This is a genomic window from Arthrobacter sp. BB-1, from assembly GCF_006151685.1.
Lineage (GTDB): Bacteria > Actinomycetota > Actinomycetes > Actinomycetales > Micrococcaceae > Arthrobacter.
In genome coordinates this window covers 61,881-82,985 of the sequence record NZ_VDEV01000022.1, presented here as the reverse complement: position 1 = coordinate 82,985, position 21,105 = coordinate 61,881, and the positions used below count along the sequence as shown (strand labels likewise).

The 21,105-nt window shown below is 67.2% G+C and carries 19 protein-coding genes and 2 tRNA genes; 16 read left to right on the top strand and 5 right to left on the bottom strand.

Going from position 1 to position 21,105, the window contains the following annotated elements:
• Positions 1-109: 109 nt before the first annotated feature.
• From FHJ30_RS12225 to FHJ30_RS12205, 5 genes are all read left to right on the top strand, one after another.
• Entirely contained in the window at positions 110-763 is a 654-nt protein-coding gene (locus FHJ30_RS12225; RefSeq protein ID WP_139029562.1) for a hypothetical protein, read from the top strand.
• Positions 764-910: 147 nt separating this feature from the next.
• Positions 911-982: transfer RNA gene (locus tag FHJ30_RS12220), tRNA-Gln, on the top strand.
• 139 nt (positions 983-1,121) lie between these two features.
• A tRNA-Glu gene (locus FHJ30_RS12215) sits at positions 1,122-1,197 on the top strand.
• 185 nt (positions 1,198-1,382) lie between these two features.
• A complete protein-coding gene (locus FHJ30_RS12210) occupies positions 1,383-3,149 on the top strand; it encodes a dynamin family protein (protein WP_139029772.1) in 1,767 nt (588 codons plus the stop codon).
• Complete coding sequence (locus tag FHJ30_RS12205; protein WP_139029561.1) at positions 3,146-4,759, top strand: GTPase; 1,614 nt, start codon at positions 3,146-3,148, stop codon at positions 4,757-4,759. Before FHJ30_RS12210 ends, FHJ30_RS12205 begins: the two co-directional genes overlap by 4 nt.
• A 23-nt stretch (positions 4,760-4,782) precedes the next feature.
• Here the strand turns inward: FHJ30_RS12205 and FHJ30_RS12200 are convergent, their stop codons facing one another.
• Both FHJ30_RS12200 and FHJ30_RS12195 read right to left on the bottom strand, forming a co-directional pair.
• Positions 4,783-5,334: a DUF1697 domain-containing protein gene (locus FHJ30_RS12200; protein WP_139029560.1), complete on the bottom strand. Its 552-nt coding sequence runs from the start codon at positions 5,332-5,334 to the stop codon at positions 4,783-4,785.
• Between the two features lie 56 nt (positions 5,335-5,390).
• Positions 5,391-6,110 (bottom strand): IclR family transcriptional regulator, encoded by a 720-nt coding sequence (locus FHJ30_RS12195; protein WP_009356552.1) that lies wholly within the window; start codon positions 6,108-6,110, stop codon positions 5,391-5,393.
• Between the two features lie 113 nt (positions 6,111-6,223).
• Between FHJ30_RS12195 and leuC the strand changes: the two genes are divergently transcribed.
• From leuC to FHJ30_RS12165, 6 genes are all read left to right on the top strand, one after another.
• Entirely contained in the window at positions 6,224-7,678 is a 1,455-nt protein-coding gene (gene leuC, locus FHJ30_RS12190) for a 3-isopropylmalate dehydratase large subunit (protein WP_139029559.1), read from the top strand.
• 8 nt (positions 7,679-7,686) lie between these two features.
• The gene (gene leuD / locus FHJ30_RS12185) at positions 7,687-8,289 is read left to right on the top strand and encodes a 3-isopropylmalate dehydratase small subunit (RefSeq protein WP_139029558.1); all 603 of its coding nucleotides are present in this window, start codon (positions 7,687-7,689) and stop codon (positions 8,287-8,289) included.
• Between the two features lie 161 nt (positions 8,290-8,450).
• Complete coding sequence (gene murA / locus FHJ30_RS12180; protein ID WP_139029557.1) at positions 8,451-9,776, top strand: UDP-N-acetylglucosamine 1-carboxyvinyltransferase; 1,326 nt, start codon at positions 8,451-8,453, stop codon at positions 9,774-9,776.
• Positions 9,777-9,785: 9 nt separating this feature from the next.
• On the top strand, positions 9,786-10,559 hold the full coding sequence (locus tag FHJ30_RS12175) for a 1-acyl-sn-glycerol-3-phosphate acyltransferase (protein ID WP_139029556.1): 774 nt from the start codon (positions 9,786-9,788) through the stop codon (positions 10,557-10,559).
• Positions 10,556-11,608 carry an NAD(P)H-dependent glycerol-3-phosphate dehydrogenase gene (locus tag FHJ30_RS12170; RefSeq protein WP_139029555.1) on the top strand — a complete coding sequence of 351 codons (1,053 nt, stop codon included), beginning with the start codon at positions 10,556-10,558 and terminating at the stop codon, positions 11,606-11,608. The genes FHJ30_RS12175 and FHJ30_RS12170 overlap by 4 nt, the downstream gene beginning before the upstream one ends.
• Positions 11,609-11,610: 2 nt before the next feature.
• Entirely contained in the window at positions 11,611-12,759 is a 1,149-nt protein-coding gene (locus FHJ30_RS12165) for a D-alanine--D-alanine ligase family protein (RefSeq protein ID WP_139029554.1), read from the top strand.
• A 27-nt stretch (positions 12,760-12,786) separates the two neighbouring features.
• On the opposite strand, the gene FHJ30_RS12160 is transcribed toward FHJ30_RS12165, so the two are convergent.
• The gene (locus tag FHJ30_RS12160) at positions 12,787-13,290 is read right to left on the bottom strand and encodes a DUF3515 domain-containing protein (protein ID WP_139029553.1); all 504 of its coding nucleotides are present in this window, start codon (positions 13,288-13,290) and stop codon (positions 12,787-12,789) included.
• A gap of 259 nt (positions 13,291-13,549) precedes the next feature.
• Here FHJ30_RS12160 and thiL point away from each other — a divergent pair, with 259 nt between their 5' ends.
• The 4 genes from thiL to rsmD are packed head-to-tail and all read left to right on the top strand — an operon-like array spanning position 13,550 to position 18,435.
• A complete protein-coding gene (thiL, locus tag FHJ30_RS12155) occupies positions 13,550-14,500 on the top strand; it encodes a thiamine-phosphate kinase (protein ID WP_240793699.1) in 951 nt (316 codons plus the stop codon).
• A gap of 22 nt (positions 14,501-14,522) precedes the next feature.
• A complete protein-coding gene (locus tag FHJ30_RS12150; RefSeq protein WP_139029551.1) occupies positions 14,523-15,509 on the top strand; it encodes a DAK2 domain-containing protein in 987 nt (328 codons plus the stop codon).
• The gene (locus tag FHJ30_RS12145) at positions 15,499-17,766 is read left to right on the top strand and encodes an ATP-dependent DNA helicase RecG (protein ID WP_139029550.1); all 2,268 of its coding nucleotides are present in this window, start codon (positions 15,499-15,501) and stop codon (positions 17,764-17,766) included. The genes FHJ30_RS12150 and FHJ30_RS12145 overlap by 11 nt, the downstream gene beginning before the upstream one ends.
• Before the next feature lie 45 nt (positions 17,767-17,811).
• Positions 17,812-18,435, top strand: a complete 624-nt coding sequence (gene rsmD / locus FHJ30_RS12140; RefSeq protein WP_139029549.1) for a 16S rRNA (guanine(966)-N(2))-methyltransferase RsmD — start codon at positions 17,812-17,814, stop codon at positions 18,433-18,435.
• Positions 18,436-18,465: 30 nt separating this feature from the next.
• Here the strand turns inward: rsmD and FHJ30_RS12135 are convergent, their stop codons facing one another.
• Positions 18,466-19,254, bottom strand: a complete 789-nt coding sequence (locus FHJ30_RS12135) for a spermidine synthase (protein ID WP_139029548.1) — start codon at positions 19,252-19,254, stop codon at positions 18,466-18,468.
• Positions 19,254-20,483 carry an aminotransferase class I/II-fold pyridoxal phosphate-dependent enzyme gene (locus FHJ30_RS12130; RefSeq protein WP_171059008.1) on the bottom strand — a complete coding sequence of 410 codons (1,230 nt, stop codon included), beginning with the start codon at positions 20,481-20,483 and terminating at the stop codon, positions 19,254-19,256. The genes FHJ30_RS12135 and FHJ30_RS12130 overlap by 1 nt, the downstream gene beginning before the upstream one ends.
• A gap of 43 nt (positions 20,484-20,526) precedes the next feature.
• On the opposite strand from FHJ30_RS12130, the gene coaD reads away from it, so the two are divergent.
• Positions 20,527-21,027: a pantetheine-phosphate adenylyltransferase gene (coaD, locus tag FHJ30_RS12125; protein WP_139029546.1), complete on the top strand. Its 501-nt coding sequence runs from the start codon at positions 20,527-20,529 to the stop codon at positions 21,025-21,027.
• Positions 21,028-21,105: the final 78 nt, after the last annotated feature.

The following is a 21,105-nucleotide window of genomic DNA, read 5'->3' as shown; positions in this document are numbered from 1 at the left end:
ACCAGCCGGCCAGAGTCCGAAGACCTTCGGCGCACCGGGGCTTTGGACCCTGCCGCCGGTGACGCCCAGTGCCTAACGTCGAGTCAGATGGGATTCCAGGAGGTGCGCCGTGCGGAGCACTAGATACTCGAATGGTAAGACGCCCCGGTCGTCGCCCGTACGCCTTGAATCTGCGCGCGGGGCGGCCGCGCTAGGGGCATGGTCCGCGGCTGCCACTGCGGCCACCTACATCATTTTTGATCTTGGCGTGCTCCTGGATCCCCTTTTCTCCTCTCCATGGGACGTTTGGGTCCCGATCGGCGCTTCCGCCCTGCTCGCGCCGTCGTTCGTCCTGCTCACTGTCAGTGTCCACTACTCCTGCTCCGCAGCAGCCAAGGTCTGGACGCACAGCGCAGCGCTCTTCGCCGCTATCTACGCAGCGCTCGCAGAACTTGTCTATGTGACATGGCTGTTCGTGGTGCATCCGCGAACGATGAACGGGACCGAGGAGGAGGTCAAACTGCTGGTTTTCGCGCCTGGGAGTTTCACGCAAATGGTGGACGCTGCTGCCTACACCTTCATGGGAATGGCGATCATGCTGACAGCTGCCGTATTCATAGGGCCAAAGGCCAGGTGGCAGCGCTGGTTCGCTCTCGCCAACGGTCCTGCCGCGATCCTGGTTTTCATCTCCTACCTCACCTATGACATGGCGTACGGCGCAGCTGCGGGCATATTGGTTCCGGCGTACGCGATCAGCGTCTTCATGTGGTTTCGCAGGGCCTAAGACGAAGGCCGGGCTGGTGCCGGGGCGCGGCACCAGAGGACCGGCCGGGCCGATTTGTGCGAGCCGAAAGTCTCAGGTAAAGTAATTTCTCGTGCTGAGGCGCACGGAGCAGGGTAAAACCCCTGAAAACCGGCCCGAAAGTATCATTGGGATATGGTGTAATTGGCAACACTACGGTTTCTGGTACCGTCATTCTAGGTTCGAGTCCTGGTATCCCAGCTCTGGTTTTGAGCAGTAATTTCAAGCTCAAGGCAGGCGGTTTCAGCCGGTTCGCCGATTTGAAACAGAAGCGAAGTGTGTGAAACAATCACTGAGCTTGATTAGCGGAAATGCTGATCACAGGTACGGAAATGTACACGGCCCCATCGTATAGCGGCCTAGTACGCCGCCCTCTCACGGCGGTAACGCGGGTTCGAATCCCGCTGGGGTCACCACCGAAATGGTCCCGGGCAGATGCCCGGGACCATTTTTTGCTTTTCCGTCCACAGGCTGAATGCTGTACACCCTTTCCTGGTGTTCCGGATGCCACACGCGTCATTGGGTGGCTCGCCGGAACTGCGGCCCTGCGTGCGTGAACTGGCATGATGTTGCTGTGACCTCCCGGAACGAGCAAGACGCCCTGCAGGATCCGCAGCGCAAACCTTCCGGCAGTGCCGCGGCCCTGGCGGCCGTAACGCTGCTCGAAGAGGTGCGCGATGATCTGGCAGCCGCGGAACTGCCGCTTGCCCTGCCTGATGCTGAGCAGGCGCGCCGCGAGGCCGCCAGCGCCGTGGCCCAGCTGGACGACTACATCCTTCCCCGGTACCGCAGCCTGGACGCGCCGCTGCTTGCCGTCGTCGGCGGCTCCACGGGGGCGGGCAAGTCAACGCTCGTGAACGGAATAGTGGGCCACCCGGTGACGCGGTCGGGCGCCATCCGCCCAACCACCCGCCAGCCCATCCTCCTGCACCACCCGTCAGAGGCCGCCTGGTTCGAGGGCCAGCGCGTACTGCCCAGCCTGAGCAGGATCCGGGGGTCCGTCACCGGTGGCCCCGTACCGGCAAGCCGGGCAGGGGCGGCACCCGACGCAGCCGCAATGTCGTCGCTTGTCCTGGTGGCTGATCCGGCCGTGCCCGCCGGGATCGCTGTTCTGGACGCCCCTGATGTCGATTCCATTTCGGACGACAACCGCAGGCTGGCCGCACAACTCCTGGCCGCCGCCGACCTGTGGGTGTTCGTTACCACCGCCAACCGCTATGCCGATGCGGTTCCCTGGAAACTCCTGCTGAACGCCGCCTCGCGGGACATCATGGTGGCGGTGGTCCTGGACCGGGTGCCGCCGGGGGCGGAAGAAGAGGTCAGTGAGGACCTGCGAAGCCTCCTGGACCGCGAGGGCCTGGGCGCGGCACAGTTGTTCGTCATACCGGAAACCAGCCTCGATCCGCTGGGCATGCTCCCCGCCGGGGCCGTCCTGCCACTGCGGACCTGGCTGGGGGAATTGGCAGCAGATGCCGCGGGCCGGTCCGACATCGCCCGCCGCACGCTCAACGGCACCGTCAGGGCGCTGGCAGGCCATGTCACCGCCGTGGCCCAGGCCGCACGCGAGCAGCAGCATGCCGCCGACAACCTGGAAGACGCCGCCGTGGCCGCCTATGAGGACGCCGCAGAGCGCATCCTTGACGCCACGAGGGACGGGGCGCTTCTGAGGGGAGAAGTGCTGGCCCGCTGGCAGGACTTCGTTGGCACAGGGGAGTTCTTCCGCACCCTGGAACAGAACGTGGGCCGGTTCCGCGACCGGGTGGGGGCTTTCTTCCGCGGTGAACCGGCCCCGGCCGTGAGGGTGGAAGCGGCCATCGAAACAGGCCTGCAGGCAGTCATTGTTGACGAGGCCGCCAACGCCGCAGAGGACACGGACCAGCGCTGGCGTACCGACCCCGCCGGGCGCCAGTTGCTTGGGACGGACGACCTCTCCGGGACAACCCCAGGGTTTGAGGACAGGGCCGCCGCTGAAATCCGGGCGTGGCAGGAAGACTTGATGGAGCTGATCCGCACGGAGGGACAAGGGAAGCGGACCCAGGCGCGCTGGTTGTCCTTCGGCATCAACGGACTGGGCGCCGCGCTGATGATCGTGGTGTTCTCCATGACGGCGGGACTGACCGGACTGGAGGTGGGCGTGGCGGGAGGTACCGCCGTCGTGGGCCAGCGGCTGCTGGAGGCGGTCTTCGGCGAGGACGCCGTGCGGCGGATGGCGGAAAAAGCGCGGGAGGACCTGCACGCCCGATGCCAGCGGCTGCTGCAGGATGAGCGGCGAAAGTTCCTCTCCCGGCTGCCGGAGCGCGATGACCGCGCACCCGAGGCACTCGCTGCCCACGCGGACGCACTGGTCCGGCTGGCGGAAAGCGCATGAGCCGCCACAGCGACACCCGGGATGCTTCCAGGCTTGACCGCAGGCTGTCCGCCCTCAACGACGCCCGCGAGCTCGGCGAAGGGGTACTCCCCGACGAGACCCTGCAGGACGTCTACACTGTCCTGGAGCGCGCCAGTTCACGGCGCTCGCTCTCCGCGGATCACACGGTAGTGGGGTTCTTTGGAGCAACCGGAAGCGGCAAGTCATCGCTCTTCAACGCGGTCAGCGGGGCTGAAATTGCGACGGCGGCAGCGCGCCGTCCCACAACCTCCGAACCTTTGGCAGGGGTGTGGGGAGCAGAGGGCAGCGAACCGCTGCTGGACTGGCTGGAGGTCCGCAGCCGCCATCACGCCGCAGCCGTGGAAGGGTTTGCCGGCGAAGACACCGGCCTGATCCTGCTGGACCTGCCGGACTTTGACTCCACCAAGGCGTCCAACCGCGAAGTGGTGCAGCGGATGGTGGGGCTGGTGGACGTGCTGGTGTGGGTCCTTGATCCACAGAAGTACGCCGACGCTGCAGTGCACAATGACTTCCTGTCCCGCCTGGCCTCCCACGGTGCCGTGACCCTGGTGGTCCTCAACCAGGTGGATCGGCTGCCGGAGCGGGATGTGCAGCCCGTCCTGGAATCATTGCGCGGGATCCTCGCCCGCGACGGACTCGCCAAGGTCCAGGTGCTTGCGGCCTCGGCACTGACGGGGGCCGGGGTGGAGCAGGTCCGGGCGGCCATCCGCGGGGTGGCGGTCAAGCGCAAAGCCCAGTCGCAGCGGCTTGCCGCAGATATCACTAAAGCATCAGCGGACCTGGGTGCCGTCTCCGGAGAGGGGACTGCGGCCGGCGTCCGGCCTGGAACGAAGGCCCGCCTCGCTGATGAACTGGCAGTGGCGGCGAACGTTCCGGTGGTGGTCCGGGCAGTGGCGCAGTCCTACCGGCTGGAGTCAGTCAAGCGCACCGGCTGGCCGGTGACGCGGTGGCTGTCCCGCTTCCGGGCCGACCCATTGCGCCGGCTCAACCTCCGCAGCGCGGCGCCCTCGGAGCTGAACCGCACATCGCTCCCGCCGGCGGGGGCGCCGGAACGGGCCCGCACGGACGCCGCGGTACGCGAGTTCGCCGATGCCGCAAGTGCCGGTGCCCCGGGCCCGTGGCGTGCGGCCATCCGCGGGGCGGCCCGCGAAGGAAGGGAGCGGTTGCCTGATGCCCTGGACCAGGCCATCGCCGGAACGGACCTTGCCGCCAACCGACGGTCCTGGTGGTGGGGAGTCTTCAACGTGGCGCAGTGGCTGGCCTTGCTGACGGTGCTGGGCGGTTTGGGCTGGCTTGGTGTCCTGGCGGCACTGGGCTATTTCCAGATGCCCGTGCCGGAGGTGCCCAGGGTGGAGGGGTGGCCGGTTCCTACGCTGATGATCGCCTTGGGGGTGGCACTGGGCATTTTCCTGGCCATTACGGGCCGCTTTATTGCTGCCGCCGCGGCCAGTGCACGGGCGGCGAGGGCGCGGAGGCGGTTGAATGCCGCAGTGGCCGCTGTTGCGGAGGAACTCGTGGTGGAACCCGTAGAAGTGGAGGTCAGCCGGCAGGCCGCCTTCAACGCCGCGCTCAAGACGGCGGCCGGATAGAGCCGGCCGACCCGGGCATGGACCTAACCCCCGGCCGCCGCGAGTTCAGCGGCAGCGTCCCTTACTTTGATCAGGGTGCGCAGGTTGCGCGTTGTGGTCGCGGCCTTGAACCTGGCCTTCGCGGAAATCTTGCTGAAGGGGCTGTCCAACGTTCCGCCGGCCGGTGCCAGCCAGGCGAGGGCCTCCGGACCGAGCCGCTCCTGCTCGCTTCCCTCCAGCGCCGCCCCTGCCGCATCGAGTTCATCCAGGACCGCGGCGTCCGAGGAGAGCGTGATGTAGCTGTGGGTGGTTTTGTCGTCCTCCGGGTAGGGGCAGGCCGCCACCAGTTCTGCCAGCCGGGCTGAGTCGAGCACCACCACCCAGGCGTCGTAGCCGAACGCTTCCCGGAGGCATTTTTCGCAGCCGCGTTTGACGGAGTCCGCGTCGAGGGCGCTGGTGAGGACAACATTTCCGCTGGCAAGCAGTGTGCGGGCATCGGCAAAGCCTGCGGCCTTGAGGGCTTCCCGCAGCTCGGCCATCTTGATGTTGATGCCGCCCACGTTGATGCCGCGAAGAAACACTGCGTAGCTGCCCATGCCCAAAATCCTAGCTCCGGTGGCGCTGGTTCAGGCCGCGGGCGGTTGGCAGTGGCTCAGTCGTTGTTCTTGCGCAGGGCCTCGGTGAGGATGCGGCCGGCATTGCAGACCACTTCGGCGTGCAGCCTGCCGGGCTGGCGGGTGAGCCTCTCGATCGGACCGGAAATCGAAACTGCCGCAATCACGCGGCCGGACGGCCCGCGCACTGGCGCGGAAACTGAGGCGACCCCGGGCTCGCGTTCGCCGAGGCTCTGGCCCCAGCCCCGTCGTCGAACGCCTGCCAGGACAGTAGGCGTAAAGCGGGCAGACTGCAGCCCCTCGAGCAGGCGGTCGTGGTCCTCCCAGGCGAGCAGCACCTGGGCGGCAGATCCGGCCTTCATGGACAGCTGGGTGCCCACGGGGATGGTGTCCCGCAGGCCGATGGGACGCTCGGCGGAGGCGACGCAGACACGCCAGTCGCCTTGGCGGCGGAAGATCTGGGCGCTCTCGCCGGTGGCATCACGCAGCTGCATGAGCACGGGTCCGGCAGAGGCAATCAGGCGGTCCTCGCCGGCCGCCGAGGCAAGCTCAACCAGGCGGCTGCCGAGCACGAAACGGCCCTGGATGTCGCGGCTCACCAGCCGGTGGTGCACCAGGGCGAGGGCAAGCCGGTGCACAGTGGGACGGGCCAGGCCTGTGGCCGCCACGAGCTGCGCCAGGGTGGTGGGGCCGGCTTCGAGTGCATCAAGCACTTGGGCCGCTTTATCAATGACACCGACTCCACTAGAATTGTCCATGTAATGATATTGCCGTCTCAATATCTGAGATGCAAATCTTTCGGCTGGCGCAGTGCGGAGCCGTCCTGATTCAGTTGGACTCATCAGCCAAACAGCAGTGAAGGGAGATGGCCATGGCAAAGACATTGGCCGAGAAGGTCTGGGACGCACATGTGGTGCGCAAAGGTGACGGCGACGGTGCCAACGCCCAGCCCGACCTTCTGTACATCGACCTCCACCTGGTCCACGAAGTCACATCGCCGCAGGCGTTCGAGGGCCTGCGGCTGGCCGGCAGGAAGCTGCGCCGCCCGGATCTGACCATCGCCACCGAGGACCACAACACTCCTACGCTGGACATCGACAAGCCTATCGCCGACCTGACCAGCCGCACCCAGATCCAGACCCTGCGCAACAACTGCGCCGAGTTCGGCGTCCGCCTGCACAGCCTGGGCGACGCCGAACAGGGCATCGTGCACGTGGTCGGCCCGCAGCTGGGCCTCACCCAGCCGGGCATGACCGTTGTCTGCGGTGACTCGCACACCTCCACCCATGGTGCCTTCGGCGCCCTGGCCATGGGCATTGGAACCTCTGAGGTGGAGCACGTGATGGCCACCCAGACCCTGTCGCTGAAGCCGTTCAAGACCATGGCCATCAATGTTGAGGGGACGCTCCGCCCGGGCGTGACAGCCAAGGACATCATCCTCGCCGTGATCGCCAAGATCGGCACCGGCGGCGGGCAGGGCTACGTCCTGGAGTACCGCGGCTCGGCCATCCGCGCCCTGTCCATGGACGCCCGTATGACCATCTGCAACATGTCCATCGAGGCCGGCGCCCGCGCCGGCATGGTGGCGCCGGACGAGACCACGTACGAATACATGAAGGGCCGTCCGCACGCCCCGCAGGGCGCTGACTGGGACGCCGCCGTCGAGTACTGGAACACGCTGCGTACCGACGACGATGCGACCTTCGACGCCCAGGTGGACCTCGATGCCAACACGCTGGAGCCGTTCGTCACCTGGGGCACGAATCCCGGCCAGGGCGTCTCACTGTCCCAGTCCGTCCCGTCCCCCGAGGACTTCGGCGACGAAAACGCCAAGGCCGCCGCGGAACGCGCCCTGCAGTACATGGGCCTCGAAGCTGGCACGCCCATGAAGGACATCCGGGTGGACACCGTCTTCCTGGGCTCCTGCACCAACTCCCGGATGGAGGACCTCCGTGCCGCGGCGGATATCATCCGGGGCCGGCAGAAGGACCCGAACGTCCGGATGCTGGTGGTGCCGGGCTCGGCACGCGTGCGGCTTGAGGCCGAGGCTGAGGGCCTGGACAAGGTCTTCAAGGACTTCGGCGCGGAGTGGCGCTTCGCCGGCTGCTCGATGTGCCTGGGCATGAACCCGGACCAGCTCGACGTGGGGGAGCGCTGCGCCTCCACTTCCAACCGCAACTTCGAAGGGCGCCAGGGCAAGGGCGGCCGGACTCACCTGGTCTCCCCGGTGGTGGCCGCAGCCACCGCCATCCGCGGCACCCTCAGCTCGCCGTCGGACCTCGATCCGGCCCCCGAATCCGCCGCCATCCGCACCGACGCAGCCTAGGACACGCCATGGAAAAGTTCACCACCCACACCGGAATCGGCGTCCCGCTGCGGCAGAGCAACGTGGATACGGACCAGATCATCCCGGCCGTCTACCTCAAGCGGATCACCCGGACCGGCTTCGAGGACGCCCTGTTTTCGGCATGGCGCAAAGACCCGGCCTTCATCCTGAACCAGGCGCCGTTCAACGCGGGTTCCGTTCTGGTGGCGGGCCCGGACTTCGGCACCGGCTCCTCCCGTGAGCACGCCGTCTGGGCGCTGAAGGACTACGGCTTCAAGGCTGTGCTCTCCTCCCGCTTCGCCGACATCTTCCGCGGCAACTCCGGCAAGCAGGGGCTCCTCGCGGCCGAGGTGTCCCAGGACGACATCGAGCTGATCTGGAAGGAACTGGAGAACGCGCCGGGGACCGAGGTCACGGTGGACCTGGTGTCCAAGACCGTGGTGTGCGGAAACATCGTTGCGCCCTTCGACATCGACGACTACACCCGGTGGCGCCTGCTCGAGGGGCTGGACGACATCGGGCTGACCCTCCAGCATGAGGCGGACATCACCGCCTACGAGGCCACCCGGCCCTCGTTCAAGCCCAAAACCCTGCCGGCACGCCTTTCCTGAGGCCGCCAAAGCAGCGTTGCCCGCCTTCGAAACGCGCCGACGGCGGCGCGCCACGCCCTGCCGCCGTCGCCTGCGTATTTCGGTTCGGTAACGCGACCTCCTATGCTTGGTTGGAGCCTTTGCAAGGATTTGGGGGCGAGTGATCGTAAGGAAACCGGTATATGAGTAGTGTTCTGACAATCCGCGGCGGAGTCCCGCTTACAGGCCGCGTCAGCGTCCGGGGAGCAAAGAACCTTGTTCCCAAGGCGATGGTGGCAGCGTTGCTGGGCAACGAACCGTCGGTGTTGCGGAACGTGCCGGAGATCAAGGACGTGGAGGTAGTCACCTCCCTCCTGCAGCTGCACGGCGTGACCGTGGTCAAGGACCCGGTGAACGGCGACCTGACGCTGGATCCCAAGGCCGCAAAAACGGCGTCCAGCACCGCCATCGACGCCCACGCGGGCGACTCCCGGATTCCCATCCTGCTCTGCGGGCCGCTGATCCACGCGATCGGCGAAGCGTTCATCCCCGATCTTGGCGGCTGCAAAATCGGCGACCGGCCCATTGACTACCACCTGGACGTCCTGCGCCAGTTCGGTGCCGTGGTGGAGAAGCGCCCCGGCGGGATCCACATTTCGGCCCCCAAGGGCCTGCACGGCGCCAAGATCTCCCTGCCCTACCCGTCCGTGGGCGCCACGGAGCAGGTGCTGCTGAGCGCCACCCGCGCCGAGGGCATCACCGAACTGTCCGGTGCTGCGACGGAGCCGGAAATTATCGACCTCATCGCCGTGCTCCAGAAGATGGGCGCCATCATCAGCGTCCAGACGGACCGCACCATCCGCATCGAAGGTGTCCGCGACCTCGGCGGCTACAACCACCGGGCGCTCTCGGACCGCAACGAATCGGCGTCGTGGGCGTCTGCGGCACTGGTGACCAAGGGCGACATCTACGTTGAAGGTGCCTCGCAGCGGGACATGATGACCTTCCTGAACACCTACCGCAAGGTGGGCGGCGGCATGGACATCGGCGAGGACGGCATCCGTTTCTACCACCGCGGCGGCAAGCTCAACCCGCTGGTACTGGAGACCGATGTGCACCCCGGCTTCATGACCGACTGGCAGCAGCCGCTGGTGGTGGCACTGACCCAGGCCGAAGGCGTGTCCATCGTCCACGAGACGGTCTACGAGAACCGGTTCGGCTTCACTGACGCACTCATCCGGATGGGCGCCAGCATCCAGGTCCACCGCGAATGCCTGGGCAGCGTGCCGTGCAGGTTCGGCCAGCGCAACTTCCTCCATTCGGCAGTGATCTCCGGGCCCACCCAGCTGAAGGGGACCGACATTGACGTGCCGGACCTGCGCGGCGGCTTCAGCCACCTGATTGCCGCCCTCGCCGCCACCGGCACGTCCCGCGTCACGGGGATCGATATCATCAACCGCGGCTACGAGCGCTTCACCGAAAAGCTGGCCGGCCTCGGTGCCGACTTCGACATCACCACAGAGAAGTAGCAGGAAGCCGTGAAAGAACCGGCTAAGAGCCGCGCCACCCTTGCCGTGGTCGCCGGCATAGTCCGCCCCCTGTTCAACCTCATGATGGACAAGAAGTGGGAGGGAACGGAGAAGCTGCCTGCGGGCGGATTTATTGCCGCGCCCAACCACTGCACCGAGATCGATCCCCTGATCATCGGCCACCTCCTCTACAACCACAAGATTGCCCCGCACTTCCTTGCCAAGTCAGGGCTCTTCAAGGTTCCGGTGCTGGGCTGGGTACTGCGCGCAACAAAACAGATCCCGGTGGAACGTTCGACGGCGGGTGCGAACCGTTCCCTGCAGCTTGCGCAGGAGATCGTTGCCGAAGGCGGGGCCATCATCATCTATCCCGAAGGCACCCTGACCCGGGATCCCGGGATGTGGCCCATGAGAGGCCACACGGGTGCTGCGCGGCTGGCCCTTGAGGGCGGCATTCCCGTGGTTCCGATTGCCCACTGGGGCGCCCACGAGGTGTTCCCCCGCTACGGCAAGAGGTTCCACCTGTTCCCGCGCAAGAAGTCCAGGGTGGTAGTGGGGGAGCCTGTTGACCTCAGCGCCTTCAGCGGCCGTCCGCTGGACAAGGCAACCCTCACCGCGGCCACCGACGCCATCATGGATGCGATCACCGGACTCCTGGCGGAGATCAGGGGGGAAGAGCCGCCGGCTGAGCGGTGGGATCCGGCCAAGCAGCAGCAGGCGCGGCACGGCAGGTTCGTGGAACGCGGACAGAAGCCGACCGGTTCCGGAACGGAAACTCCGTGACCGCTGGGGGAAAGCAGACGGGCTCAGCCCGTTCCGTTGCTGTTCTCGGCGCCGGCTCCTGGGGAACAACCTTTGCCAAAATCCTGGCCGACGCTGCGGCTGCTGCCGGGGAGCCGCGCAGCATCAGGCTGTGGGGCAGGCGCGCCGAAGTAGTGGACCTGATTAACACCGGCCACCGCAATGAGCAGTACCTGAAGGACATCCCGCTGCCGGAGAGCATCTCCGCGTCAACGGACGTCGCCGCGGTCCTGGAGGGCGCTGACCTTGTGGTCATCGCCGTCCCTGCACAGTCACTCCGCCCGCAGTTGCGGGAGTGGAAAGGCCTGATCGCTCCGGACGCCATGGTTGTTTCCCTGATGAAAGGCCTGGAGCTCGGCACGGATGCCAGGATGAGCGAGGTCATCAGCGAGGAGCTGGGCCTGCCCGCTGAGCGCATCGCCATCGTGTCCGGCCCCAACCTGGCCATGGAAATCGCCCGCGAAGAACCCACGGCGTCTGTTGTTGCCTGTACCGACTCCGCCGCCGCAGGCTGGATCGCCAGGAGCTGCACCGCGCCCTACTTCCGGCCGTACACCACCGCTGACGTGGTGGGGGTGGAGATCGGCGGAATCGTCAAGAACGTTATCGCCCTGGCCGTCGGCATTTGCGAGGGCAAGCAAATGGGGGACAACACCAAGGCCTCCGTTATCACCCGCGGACTTGCGGAAACGTCCCGGCTTGCCCTTGCCCTGGGCGGGGAAGCCAAGACCATGGCCGGCCTTGCCGGCCTGGGCGACCTTGTGGCCACATGCTCCTCCCCGCTGTCACGCAACCACACCGCCGGGCGGCTCCTGGGGCAGGGCCTCACGCTCGAGGAGGTGGGCCAGAAGATGACCCAGACCGCCGAAGGCATAAAATCGGGCCAGGCGGTCCACGAGTTGGCCGGCAAACTGGGCGTGGACATGCCCATCACAGCCGCCGTCGTCGCCGTGCTGGCAGGCAAGCTGTCCGTTGACCAACTGGGGCCCGTCCTGCTGTCCCGGGAACTGAAACCTGAAGGCGATTACTGACGATGTCCCATGAAAACCTGAGCGCAGTGGAGACCGCGCCGCGGGCGAAACCCCGGGTGGCGGTACTTTTCGGCGGCCGCTCGAGCGAGCACGCCGTGAGCTGCGTGACCGCGGCCGGTGTCCTCGGCGCGATCAACAAGGACAAGTACGAGGTGATTCCCATTGGAATCGCCAAAACCGGGCAATGGGTCCTCGCGCCCGCCGATACCGCCCAATGGTCCCTCGCGGCAACGTCCCTGCCGGAGGTGGCGCCTTCGCCGCAGACCGTGACCCTTGCCGAGATCGGCGGCGAGCACCAGCTGATCCTCGCTTCCCCGAACGAGGTTCCCCGGGAACTCGGCACGGTGGACGTGGTCTTCCCGCTCCTTCACGGCCCGTTCGGTGAGGACGGCACCATCCAGGGGCTGCTGGAGCTCTCGGATACCCGCTACGTCGGCGCCGGTGTCCTGGCTTCGGCCGTGGGCATGGACAAACACTTCATGAAGGTGGTGTTCGAGGCCGCGGGGCTGCATGTCGGTCCCTATGTTGCCGTCACGGACAGGCAGTGGCGCAAAGACCCGGAATCGGTGCGCAAACAGGTGGACCGGCTGGGATTTCCCGTGTTCGTCAAGCCGGCACGGGCAGGATCTTCCATGGGTATCTCCAAGGTCGATTCCCTGGACGAGCTTGATGCAGCCATCGAGGAAGCCCGGCGGCACGACCTGAAACTGGTGATCGAGGCAGGCATCACCGGCCGGGAAATCGAATGTGCGGTCCTCGAAGGCAGGGGCACCGACGCCCCCCGCACGTCCATGCCGGGTGAGATCTCCGTGGCGGGCGGCACCCACGAGTTTTACGACTTCAACGCCAAGTATGTTGAGGACGACGCCGCCTCCCTCAGCTGCCCCGCCGATATCCCCGAGGAAGCCATCACCAGGGTCCGCGAGCTTGCAGCGGCGGCGTTCGACGCCGTGGGGGCCGAGGGCCTGAGCCGGGTGGACTTCTTCTACACGCCGGCCGGGGAACTCATCATCAACGAGATCAACACCATGCCAGGCTTTACGCCCAAGAGCATGTACCCGCAGATGTGGGCGGCCTCCGGACTGGGGTACGCCGACCTCATCGACGAACTGATCTACCTCGCGCTGAACCGCAAAACCGGGCTGCGCTGATCCCCACCGGCGTGGGCCGCCGATGGCCTACTTGCTCGGCGGCAGGTTCTGCAGGTCCTCTTGGCCCACGCAGCTCCTGGCGGCGGGCACTTTGCCGGCCGCTGCCGCAAGGTCGGCCAGGACTGTGGCAGAACTGATCTTGTCGGGATCCATGAGGATCTCTGTTGCCGGTTCGCGGCCGTAGGTTGTCAGGGTCCACACCGGGTCGCCTTCCTTGATGACCCAGTCGATGCCGTTGACCGTCACGCAGCGGTCCGTGGTGGGCCCGGGAACATTCACGCCGCAGCGCAGGATCACCAGGGACGGATCGCCCCAGGCGGCGGTGGCCTGGCTGTTCGTCTTCCGCAGCGCGTACTCGCCGATGGCGTCAGGAAGACCCACCATCATGGGCGCACACGCCGGGTTGGCCGCGTCCTTGGCAGCGGGAACATCCACGGCAGGCGAGCATGACGTTAGCGGAATGGCCGCAAGGCTCCCAACCAGTGCCAGCCTGGCGACGCGGGCGGGCAGGGAAAACTGGGGACGGTGCATGCCTCCAGCCTATCGCCGCTGCAGAGGCCGCCCTGACGCGGCATTGGCAGCCGGTAATGTCGGAGCCGCGCGATAGCGTAGGGGAGTGCTTGAAAATCCCGCCACCTGCCCCGGACAATCCCACCCAGGACAGTTCCGCCGCCGACTGCCACACCCTGAAAGCCCGGCCGCCGCCGGGGAGCCGCTGGCCGTGCCCGCCGTGAGAGTCTCAGCACTTTCCGAGTCCGGGCTGCTGGCCCGGATTTTTCCGCGCCTGGCCATGGACGGCGTGCACGGCGAGGCTACGTTGCTCGGCCCGGGGGACGACGCCGCCATAGTCGCTGCTCCTGACGGCAGGACCGTGATCAGCATCGACACGCAGGTGCAGGACCAGGACTTCAGGCTGCAGTGGCCCAACGGCTACCGGACTACCGGTTTTGACGTCGGCTGGAAAGCCGCCGCGCAGAACCTGAGCGACATCAATGCCATGGGGGCCAGGGCCACGTCGCTGGTGGTCAGCCTGACCCTTCCTCCTGAAACGGCCGTGGCCTGGGTGGAGGACCTGGCGGACGGCCTCACCGCCGGCATCAGGGAACTGGGCGCTGTCCACTGTTCGGTGGCCGGCGGCGACCTGGGGCGCGGGCGCGAAATTTCCGTCACGGTTGCGGTGCTGGGAACGCTTGACGGCGGCCCGGCAGTCCTCCGGTCAGGCGCCAGGCCGGGGGACGTCCTTGCCCTTGCAGGCACTGCCGGCCACGCTGCCGCCGGCCTCGCACTGTTGGAATCGGACGTGCACGTTGATGCCCTCAGCGCCGGCCAGCGCGCCCTGGTGGACCTGCAATGCAGGCCGAGGCCGCCCCTGGCGGCAGGGCCCGCCGCGCGTGGCGCCGGCGCCACCGCCATGCTGGACGTCTCGGACGGCCTGCTGCGCGACGGGTCGCGGCTGGCCTCAGCGAGCGGCGTGGCCGTCGACCTCGACCCAGGCCCGCTGGAATGGCTGGCGGGCCCCCTCCTGCCGGCTGCGGAGCTGTTGGGCATGGACGCCCGGGAGTGGGTGCTCGGCGGCGGGGAGGACCACGGACTGCTGGCCACATTCCCCCCCGGTTCGCCGCTGCCTCCCGGATTCACTGCGATAGGCTCAGTACAAGCACTGGGAATCAACGAAGGCCCGGGCGTCAAAATTGCGGGCCGGTCCGCGGACACCGGGGGATGGGATCACTTTGCACACTAAGGTTGCCGCTAACGCGCAAGCGATGAAGAGGTGGTTGGGCAAGGCCGAGACCGCCCTTGGCAACCACAGCGACCGCCTGAATGCCATCAATATCTTCCCCGTGGCCGACGGCGATACCGGAACCAACCTCTACGTCACGGTGCGTGCGGCAGCGCGTTCCCTCGCTGCCGGCGGGGACCAGCCCGCGCAGATGGACGTTGGTGCCGTCCTGGCCACAGCGGGCCAGGCCGCCATGGAGGAAGCGCGGGGAAACTCGGGGACCCTTTTCTCGGTGTTCCTGTGCGCTGCTGCCGAACCGTTGGCGGGCCACACCCGGCTGACCTCCACCCTGCTTGCGGCCGCCCTGAACCGTGCCCAGATCCGTGCGTGGTCCGCCTTGAGTGACCCCGTGCCGGGAACCATGCTCTCCGTCATGGAGGCCGCGGCCCGGGCCGCGGCCGCCGTGGATGCCGGACAGAACGGGGACGACAGCAACCACGCCCTGGGCCTTGCCCTGGACGCGGCTGTGGAAGGCGCCCTCGCAGCGGTGATCCACACTGAGGAGCAGCTGGACGCCCTGACGTCCGCCCACGTAGTTGATGCCGGCGGAGTGGGGATGCTGCTGATCCTTGATTGCCTTCGCTCGGCGGTCCTGGGCGAAGAGCTGCAAAGCGAACTCCTTGACGGCCTGCACGGCTACGACGTGCAGGATCCGCACATCCATACGGCCATGCCGGACGACGACGGGGTGGAGGTCATGTGCACCATCAGCCTGTCTCCACTCAATGCAGCGACCCTCCGCCAGCGGCTGGACGAGGTGGGCGAGTCGGTGATCATGAGCCAGGTCGGCAGCGGTCCGGACTCCGACGGCAACTACCGGTGGCGCGTCCACGTCCATGTCCCCGAGGCAGATCCCGCCGTCCACATCATCCGCTCCCTGGGGGAGCCGGCCAACATCAGCATCAGTGAACTCGCGCTGCCGCGGGACCCGGCAACGGATGCAGTGAACTCCAGTGGGCATGAGCGCTGAACTGGACCTGGCGCTGGAACGGCGGATCGGCAAGCGTTCCGCCACGGTCATCGAGAAGCATCTGGGCATCACCACAGTTGAGGGGCTGCTGAACTACTACCCGCGCCGCTACATGAACCGCGGGGAGCTGACCCCCATCAGCGAGATCCCCCGGGACGAGGAAGTCACCCTGATCGCCCGGGTGCTCTCCAGCAGCACCCGCCGGATGCAGGCGCGCCGCGGCACCATCACCGACGTCGTGGTTTCCGACGACGACGGGAGGCAGGGCCTCCGCCTGGTTGCCGGTACGGACTACCGCGGCAAGGCGCCGGGTACGCTCAAGATCAGCTTCTTCAACGGCTACAAGGCCCAGGCGGACCTGCTCCCGGGCCGCCGGGCGCTCTTCTCCGGCAAGGTCACCTCCTTCAAGGGATCCCTTGGCCTCACCAACCCCGACTACCAGCTGCTGGACGATGACCCGTTCAGCGAGGACGGCCGGGATCCGGAAAAGCTGGCCGCCATGCCCATTCCCATCTATCCGGCCACCGCCAAGCTTCCCAGCTGGAAGATCCAGAAGGCCGTCTCAACCCTGCTCGAGACGGCAAACCTTGGCTCCCTCCCGGATCCTGTGCCACCCGCCATCGCGGCCCGGGAGAAGTTCCTGCCAATCGCCGAAGCCTACCGGCTGATCCATGAACCGGAAACTGCCTCTGACTGGCAGCAGGCACGGCGTCGCTTCCGGTACCAGGAAGCGCTGGTGCTGCAGTCCGCCCTGGCCCGCCGCCGGGCCCAGCTGGCCGCGGAGGAAGCCACCGCCCGCCGGCCTGTTCCGGAGGGCCTGCTCGCCGGTTTCGACCGCAGCCTTCCGTTCACGCTCACGGCGGGGCAGGCCGCCGTCGGGGAAACGCTGGCTGCAGAACTCTCCCGGGACGTCCCCATGAACCGCTTGCTGCAGGGCGAAGTGGGCTCCGGCAAGACCGTCGTGGCACTCCGTGCCATGCTGCAGGTGGTGGATGCCGGCGGCCAGGCGGCCCTGCTGGCGCCTACGGAAGTCCTCGCCGCCCAGCATTTTGAATCGATCCGCCGGACGCTGGGTCCCTTGTCCGGTGACGGACTGCTGGGCGGAATGGACGGCGCGTCCGTCCAGGTTTCGCTGCTCACCGGCTCCATGTCAACGGCGGCGCGCCGGCAGGCCCTGCTTGATGCCGCCTCAGGGACGGCCGGCATCATCATCGGCACCCATGCCCTGCTGAGCGACAACGTGTCCTTCTACGATCTCGGCCTGATCGTGGTGGACGAGCAGCACCGCTTCGGGGTGGAGCAGCGCGATGCCCTGCGCGCCAAGGCACGGAAGCCGCCGCACCTGCTGGTCATGACCGCCACGCCCATCCCGCGGACCGTCGCGATGACGGTTTTCGGCGACCTCGAAACCTCGGTCCTGGACGAGCTGCCGGCCGGCCGGGCCCCCATCTCCACCCACCTGGTGGGACTTGCCGAAAACCCGGCCTGGGCAGGCCGCATCTGGGCCCGCGCACGGGAGGAGATTGACGCTGGCCACCAGGTGTACGTCGTCTGCCCCAGGATCGGAACGGACGACGACGGCGACTTCAGCCCCGGGGAAGCGGAGCCTCCGGCAGGGGATGCGGAAGGAGACGGCGGCCGGGAACTCGCCTCCGTGACAGCCGTCGTCGAGCACCTGCGGGAAGAGCCCACCCTGTCCGGGATTCCCCTGGCGCCGCTCCACGGCCGGCAGGAACCTGACTTGAAGTTCGGCGTCATGGACGACTTTGCGGCCAACCGCATCAAGCTGCTTGTCTCCACCACGGTGATCGAGGTGGGCGTGGACGTCCACAATGCAACCCTGATGGTCATTCTTGATGCGGACCGGTTCGGGATTTCCCAGCTGCACCAGCTCCGCGGCCGGGTGGGCCGGGGCGGGCTGCCCGGGACCTGCCTGCTGGTGACCGCCCTGGAGCCCGGGCACCCCAGCCGGCGCAGGCTGGAGGCCGTGGCCGCCACCACGGACGGCTTCGTCCTGTCGGAAGAGGACCTGAAGCTGCGGCGCGAGGGCGACATCCTGGGTGCCTCGCAGTCAGGCGGACGCTCAACGCTGAAGCTGCTCCGCGTCCTGGAACACGATGACGTCATTGCCCGGGCCAGGGAAGACGCCCAGCAGATTGTCCGCGAGGACCCTGCCCTGTCCGCCCGCCCGGAACTCGCCGAGGCGATCGACAAATACCTCAATCCCGAGAAGGAGGCGTTCCTTGAACGCGGCTAGCATGGTGGGTGCCGGATATCCTGGCGGCGAAGACAGGAGCATTAGATGAGCCGGATCATTGCAGGTGCCGCCGGCGGCACTCCCTTGACCGCCGTCCCGGGGTCCCTCACCAGGCCCACCACGGACCGCGTCAAGGAAGCGTTGTTTTCCCGCCTTGATGCCTTCAACGTCATTGCCGGCGCCCGGGTGCTGGACCTCTACGCCGGTTCCGGCTCCCTGGGCGTCGAGAGCGGCAGCAGGGGCGCCCAGGCGGTGGACCTGGTGGAGTCCGAGGCCAAGGCCAGCGCCGTTTGCCAGCGCAATGCCGATCTCGTCAACGGCGTCCTGGGCCGGAAAGCCGTGACCGTCCACCGATCCAAAGTGGAGCCCTTCCTGGACCGTGCCTCGGCCGCCGCGGTGTGGGACCTCGTTTTCCTGGACCCGCCGTACCCGCTCGAAGAGGTCGCCCTGCAGGCGGCCCTCCAGAAGCTCGCACCCCACCTGTCGCCGGCCGCAGTCGTGGTGGTGGAGCGGTCCTCCCGTTCACCCGAACCCCGCTGGCCGGATGCCCTCACCCGGTTTGCGGAGAAAAAATACGGGGAGACCAAGCTCTGGTTCGCGGAGCCCTTCGTACCCGATGCAATCGACAATGACGACATTCCCGAGGCGCCGGAACCGGCCGGGCGCTAGACCAGGCGCAGGAGCCACGGCCTCCAGGGCTCATCCTGCAAAGGGGTCGAGGTCCACTCCGGCCAGTACCGTTGCCGGGTGCGGTCCTCGGGCGATGAGCTCAGCGCTCCATTCCGCCGGCCAGGGGGTGAGGGTGCCGGCCAGGATGATGTTGCCGGGGTAGCGGCCCTCGAACATGCCTGTTTCGGCGACGGCGGCCACGTCCGCCAAGGCCTGCCGCATGGCGGAGACCTGGCTTCGGACCAGGGTCAGTCCCGGCTCGTCGCCGACGTTGACGATCAGCAGTCCGCCAGGGCTGAGCCGTTCCCGTACTTCCTGGTAGAACGCGCTGGCAGCGAGGTGCGCGGGCGCTTCCGGTCCGGAAAAAATGTCCAGGATGACGACGTCGAAACGGAGCCCGGGCTCAAGGCCGGCGAGGGACTCCCGCGCATCGCCGATGACGGTCTGCAGGTCCGTCCCCTCGGGCAGGGGGAGTTGGCGCAGGACGAAATCCAGCAGCTCGCGCTCCAGCTCCACCGCGTACTGCACCGATCCGGGCCTGGTGGCCTGGATGTAGCGGGCCAGGGTCAGCGCCCCGGCGCCGAGGTGCAGGGCGCTGACCGGGACCCCGGCGGGGGCCGCCAGGTCCACCAGGTGCCCGATCCGGCGCAGGTATTCATAGAAGATTTCCTCCGGCTGCAGGAGGTTCACGTGGGACTGTTCCGCGCCGCCGATGCTGAGGACGTAGCTGCCGGCAGTAAAGGCATCGGGTTCGATGGACGCGTGCTGCCCGGTGGTGCGCAGGAAACGCGACGCCCGGACCTCCCGCCCCTCGGGCATCAGAGCCTGCCGCGGAGTGTAGCCAGCCGGCCGGCGGCCTCTTCCAGGACCTCGGCTTTCTTGCAGAAGGCGAAACGGAGCAGGCTCCGGGTGCGCTGCGCTCCCTCGGCGTGGCAGAAAACGGGGACCGGGATTGCGGCCACGCCTACGAGCGCCGGGAGCTTCCGGGCCAGTTCCACGGAGTCGCTGATGCCCAAGGGGGCGGTATCCACATTGACGAAGTACGTGCCCTGCGGGGAGAAGACCTCGAACCCCGCCGCGCGCAGGCCATCACTCAGGATGTCCCGCTTGTGCTGAAGGGACGCCGCAATGCCCTCATAGAAGGAGTCGGGAAGGGCCAGGCCCGCGGCGATTGCCGACTGGAACGGTGTGCCCGAACTGTAGGTGAGGAACTGCTTGACCGTCCGGGCGGCGGACACCAGCCCTTCGGGTCCCGTGAGCCAGCCGACCTTCCAGCCTGTCAGGGAAAAGGTCTTGCCGGCAGAAGAAATGGTGAGGGTCCGGTCCGCCGCTCCGGGCAGGGAAGCCACCGGTATGTGCCGGACGCCGAAGGTGAGGTGCTCATAGACTTCGTCCGAGATGATGATGCTGTCATGCCTGCGTGCCAGGTCAACCACCCGTTGCAGGACGTCCCGCGGGAAGACCGCCCCGGTGGGGTTGTGGGGGTTGTTCAGCAACACCACCTTCGTCCGGGCACTGAAAGCAGCCTCCAGGGCGGCCATGTCCGGCATGAAGTCCGGCGCCACCAGCGGGGCTGTCACGTGCGCAGCACCGGACAGGCCGATCACCGCGCCGTAGGAATCGTAGAAAGGCTCCAGGGTGAGGACCTCGTCGCCGGGACCGGCAAAGGCCAGGAGCGAGGCTGCGATGGCCTCGGTGGCGCCGGTGGTGACGATGACCTCGGTTGCGGGGTCGGGGGAGAGGCCGTAGAACCGCTGCTGATGGGCCGCGACTGCCTCCCGCAGTTCCGGGATGCCCTTGCCCGGCGCATACTGGTTCGCCCCGGCAAGGATGGCAGACCTGGCGGCTTCCCGGATTTCGGCAGGGCCGTCCTCGTCCGGGAACCCCTGGCCGAGGTTTATGGCGCCGGTCTGGACGGCCAGGGTGGTCATCTCCTCGAAGATGGTGACGCCCAGGCCTCCGTCGGGGGCCAGCAGGTTGGCTCCGAGGGCGGCACGCTGCCACGGAGCAGGGGCCAGGGGGGCGGAAAGTTCCCGTGGTGGATGCATCCAGTCATGGTATCCCGGCGTTCCCATGGGGTAGGTTCGGAGCATGAGACGCGCTGTCTGCCCCGGATCCTTTGACCCCATCCACAACGGCCATCTCGAGGTTATTGCACGTGCTGCCGGCCTCTTTGACGAGGTCATCGTGGCTGTCTCCACCAACCAGGCCAAGAAATACAGGTTCACCCTGCCGGAGCGCCTGGACATGGCACGCGAAACCCTCGCCTCGCTCAAAGGCATTGTGGTGGAACCCGTCGGGGAAGGCCTGCTGGCGGAGTACTGCCGGCAGCGCGGCGTCTCGGCCATCGTCAAGGGACTCAGGTCGTCCTCCGATTTCGACTACGAGCTGCCCATGGCCACCATGAACCGGCAGCTCAGCGGCGTCGAAACGGTTTTCCTGCCGGCGGAAGCCCACTACCTCCACCTTTCCTCCACCCTCATCAAAGAGGTAGCCGGCCTTGGCGGCAACGTCTCCGACTACGTGCCCCGGTCGGTGCAGCGGCGGATGCTTGCGGGCGAGTCGGGCCCCGGACAGCAGCCGAGGGGGTAGGCTTGTCCGGTACTTCGGCACTCCCTGCCGGCCGGTTTGAGTCCCTGTGGCTCTTCAGGCTAAGATGGTACGTCGGTC

Bases quoted from the DNA above. Each gene is read 5' to 3' on its own strand.
- FHJ30_RS12195 (WP_009356552.1), bottom strand. From the start codon at position 6,110: ATGGACAATTCTAGTGGAGTCGGTGTCATTGATAAAGCGGCCCAAGTG.
- FHJ30_RS12150 (WP_139029551.1), top strand. From the start codon at position 14,523: ATGAAGAGGTGGTTGGGCAAGGCCGAGACCGCCCTTGGCAACCACAGC.
- FHJ30_RS12135 (WP_139029548.1), bottom strand. From the start codon at position 19,254: ATGCCCGAGGGGCGGGAGGTCCGGGCGTCGCGTTTCCTGCGCACCACC.
- FHJ30_RS12160 (WP_139029553.1), bottom strand. From the start codon at position 13,290: ATGCACCGTCCCCAGTTTTCCCTGCCCGCCCGCGTCGCCAGGCTGGCA.
- rsmD (WP_139029549.1), top strand. From the start codon at position 17,812: ATGAGCCGGATCATTGCAGGTGCCGCCGGCGGCACTCCCTTGACCGCC.
- coaD (WP_139029546.1), top strand. From the start codon at position 20,527: ATGAGACGCGCTGTCTGCCCCGGATCCTTTGACCCCATCCACAACGGC.
- FHJ30_RS12205 (WP_139029561.1), top strand. From the start codon at position 3,146: ATGAGCCGCCACAGCGACACCCGGGATGCTTCCAGGCTTGACCGCAGG.
- leuD (WP_139029558.1), top strand. From the start codon at position 7,687: ATGGAAAAGTTCACCACCCACACCGGAATCGGCGTCCCGCTGCGGCAG.
- FHJ30_RS12200 (WP_139029560.1), bottom strand. From the start codon at position 5,334: ATGGGCAGCTACGCAGTGTTTCTTCGCGGCATCAACGTGGGCGGCATC.
- murA (WP_139029557.1), top strand. From the start codon at position 8,451: ATGAGTAGTGTTCTGACAATCCGCGGCGGAGTCCCGCTTACAGGCCGC.
- leuC (WP_139029559.1), top strand. From the start codon at position 6,224: ATGGCAAAGACATTGGCCGAGAAGGTCTGGGACGCACATGTGGTGCGC.
- FHJ30_RS12130 (WP_171059008.1), bottom strand. From the start codon at position 20,483: ATGCATCCACCACGGGAACTTTCCGCCCCCCTGGCCCCTGCTCCGTGG.
- FHJ30_RS12165 (WP_139029554.1), top strand. From the start codon at position 11,611: ATGTCCCATGAAAACCTGAGCGCAGTGGAGACCGCGCCGCGGGCGAAA.
- FHJ30_RS12145 (WP_139029550.1), top strand. From the start codon at position 15,499: ATGAGCGCTGAACTGGACCTGGCGCTGGAACGGCGGATCGGCAAGCGT.
- thiL (WP_240793699.1), top strand. From the start codon at position 13,550: ATGGACGGCGTGCACGGCGAGGCTACGTTGCTCGGCCCGGGGGACGAC.